At 45.0% G+C, this 3,386-nt stretch carries 3 protein-coding genes; 1 reads left to right on the plus strand and 2 read right to left on the minus strand.

Annotated elements, in window-relative coordinates; translation table 11 throughout:
- The first annotated feature begins 118 nt into the window (after positions 1-118).
- Positions 119-544, plus strand: a complete 426-nt coding sequence (locus tag QUF61_RS18000) for a hypothetical protein (protein WP_289682935.1) — start codon at positions 119-121, stop codon at positions 542-544.
- Here QUF61_RS18000 and QUF61_RS18005 read toward each other — a convergent pair.
- Positions 507-905, minus strand: coding sequence for a four helix bundle protein (locus QUF61_RS18005; protein ID WP_103919536.1), 399 nt, complete (start codon positions 903-905; stop codon positions 507-509). The genes QUF61_RS18000 and QUF61_RS18005 overlap by 38 nt on opposite strands.
- Positions 906-1,394: 489 nt before the next feature.
- Positions 1,395-3,386: Lcl C-terminal domain-containing protein (locus QUF61_RS18010; RefSeq protein WP_289682936.1), on the minus strand; the 1,992-nt coding region annotated here is incomplete at its 5' end.

Below are 3,386 nucleotides of genomic sequence, written 5' to 3' on the forward strand. Positions count from 1 at the left end.
TGATACCTGCCGTAAGCGAGATGTTTCTCCTTGGCGTTATCTGGAAAAGGTTATTGGAGAGCGGCGGGCAGGGAGAAGCGCTCCGGCTTTGCCTGTCGCTCAGGTGGAGGGGGTCTGAATGGTTACGTTGCAAGCTGTTTCTCGTGGTATCAATTTTTTAGGATATATAACTTACAAAGACCATATTTTGGTGCGCCAACGCACCGTCAGAGCCTTGAAACGACGACTATATTTTTTTAATCATTTGCTCAACCCAGATAAGTTTCCCTATGGCAACCCACCAAGTAACTTAAAAATAACCAAGCGTTATCGCAGTGGAGACCTGTTGCCACCAGTCACACCAACGCCTGCATTATTACAAGAGATGCAAGCGACTATCAATTCATATTATGGTATATTCCGTTTTGCCGACAGTTACAAACTGCGTAAACATATATATCATCATCACCTTCAAGAATTAAAACGTTATTTTTTACCTGCTGATGCAAACTATAACAGCATTAAAATCAAGAGCGGTGTTTATTATTGGTTAGCTGCTTTCTAATCCATGCTTCCCAACGGGCTGCTTGTTTGCTGATGGATTCAATTCTATTGGAAACATCCGCATAAAACCCATGCGAGATCAGTTTCATTTCCCAAGCCACAAAGAAATAACTTTTCAACAGTTCGACCCTTGAGCGAATATCTTTAAGACAAGAAATCGCTTCCTTCCAATCTTCGCTGTTCTCCTTTTTGAAATTTGCCAAAGTAATTAAACGCATCAAAGAAGACAATTCACTCAAGATTTCTGAACCAATAGTAACTCGAAATAATTTAGGTAAATTGCTGTGAGCTTGAAAATACTGTTTGTATAAAACCAGTACATCAGCAAATATCTGTGGGTGACGATATTTTTTTGATTCCATAATAAAAAAAGTCGCCCTTAACGGGCGACCAAACTATTTACAGTTCCTAATGAGCAAAGAAGCGTTTTCCTAGCGGACACAACGAACATAATTGCTATTGTTGTAATTGTTGTTGTTCCAATTGTCATCAGATGGCCTGAGTACGACCCAATTACCATTGTTATTGTCCCTGTGCGTGGCTGTCCAGAGATAATCACTGTCAACCAACAACACGTAGGAATTGCATAGCCACTCAAACGACCCACAACAGAATTACTTCGGCAGGATCGTCCCGTTATCCGGTTGAACTGGATAACAGAATATAATGCTTGCAACAATACAAGCGGGCTATGCCGCAAACACCCCTTTCACCTCTACGCTGCACAGCCGTGACCAAACAGCCCCCTAAAGCGCCCCTCGGTAAAAAACAACCTTCGGGCGGGATGCCCCACTGTAAAAATAAAAAAATAAAAAATAAAAAATCAAAGGTCAAAGATCAAAAGGGAATGCCTAGCGGACACAACGAACATAATAGCTAGAGTCGTAACCGCCGCCGAACCAATAGTCATCAGATGGCCTGAGTACGACCCAACCACCATAGTAAAGGTCCCTGTGCGTGGCTGTCCAGAGATAATCCGTTCCAGTGCAATCTCCGTTGCCTGAAGCACAAAGGTTGGCCAATTCCCCGGCAGTGGGCAATCGCCAGTCTGTATAAGTGGCGGTCAAATTTGAACAGTAGTTCACCGCCGCTTTATGATTCATCGTGCTGCTGCTCTTGGCAGAAACCGATGTAGGATAACCACCGCTACCCGCAGCGGCTGAACTATCAACATAAGCCTTGATTGACTGTTGAGAAGCCACGGCGGTGTCGCTATCTGATGTCATGGTGTCTTCATCTTTAAAGTCAGGGGATTTGGATTTATTAGCAATCGTCCACCAATTCGTCCCATCACTGATTAGCGTTACTGCATCTCCTGCTATAGACAGAATGGAATTAGCTACACCATCAATGGTTTCAGCAGCATTGCCATCAAGAGTTAAATCATTTCCGGCAGTAATTAGCTTAACTGTGTAGGTTCGTCCAGCAATACCAGAAGCAGTCGGCAAGGTGAAGGTGAATGCACTACCAAAAGTATCAGCTAAAACAGTGCCATCAGTATTGGTTAGAGTATAGGCTGCTGTTTTTGCTGTAGCATCAATGGTTTGGGTGTGTTGACCATCCGCATTAGCCAACACAACAGTACCCGAAGCATCTGGCAAGGTAATGGTGCGATCTGCACTTGGTGCGGTGATAGCCAAAGTAGTTTCATTGCCATCTGCTGTGCCGCCTTCAAATATTAACGGACTAGCTCCTTGTACTATTCCCGTAACAGTAACGATATCGGCTGCTGTATCACCAAGAGTGGTGTCGCCACTAGTGGTTAAATTAGTAAATGCTCCTGTACTTGCTGAATTAGCACCCACTGGCGCACCATCAACTGAACCGCCGTTGATGTCTGGTGTATTTAACACCACGGCTCCTAAAAATGTTGGTGTTCCAGCTATTGCTCCATTTAATGTACTGGCATTAATGGTTGGATTGGTTAAGGTTGGATTGGTTAAGGTCTTATTCGTTAATGTTTCTGCTCCAGTCAAAGTGACATTGCCAGCCGTTGTCCAAGAAAGAACTCCACTGCCGTCTGTACTTAGTATTTCACCATTGCTACCACCATCGGCTGGCAAGGTTAAACTATAATCTGCTGCCATTGCTTGAGTTTGTAGAGTGACTTTTTCAGTACCACCACCACTGGCTTCAAAAATCTCAATCGTACCAGCAGAAGCACCATTTTTTACTATAACCCCTGCATTAAGGGTGGTTGTTGAAGATGCTTCTAAAGTGGTAAATGCTCCTGTATTTGCTGAACTAGCACCCACTGGCGCACCATCAACACCATCCACTTTGTCCGCGTCAACCTTGTTGTTGTTATCTGTATCATACACGGATTTGGTCATGTCGCCGGAACCAGTGCCAAACGCTATCTGACTGCTGCTTCCCGTGCCCACAAATAGGGTGTCGTTATCAGTGTCCCAACTGATTTGCCCTTCAGCCGTAGCATTAGAAACATCAGCAGCCTGGGGTAAACGTAGACCTTCCGTAGTTGTTGAAGCATCGATTCCGGAAAGATCTAACAATTCGGTGGAGCCAAAGGTTACGCTCAAGGTTCCTGATGAGTCCACCAGACCGGAACCTATGGTATAGCTGCCCGCTGGCCCTGTCGCCCCTGTCGCCCCTCTAGAACCAGAAGAACCAGGAGAACCTGTATTTCCCTTAACTGCCACTAATCCCCAAAGTCCAGTAGCGGGAGGCGTATTGCCTTGATTGGCATCTTGCAGACTTATATAACTGCTACCACTATTTTCTACAGCATCACCAATATTATAAGAAACCGCTGCGCTCCAGCTACCTTGCCAGATCATACCGGCACCATCAACGCCTGGATCTCCTTGTGGTCCTTGTACACC

The sequence above is a fragment of the Candidatus Venteria ishoeyi genome, from assembly GCF_030378065.1.
GTDB lineage: Bacteria > Pseudomonadota > Gammaproteobacteria > Beggiatoales > Beggiatoaceae > Venteria > Venteria ishoeyi.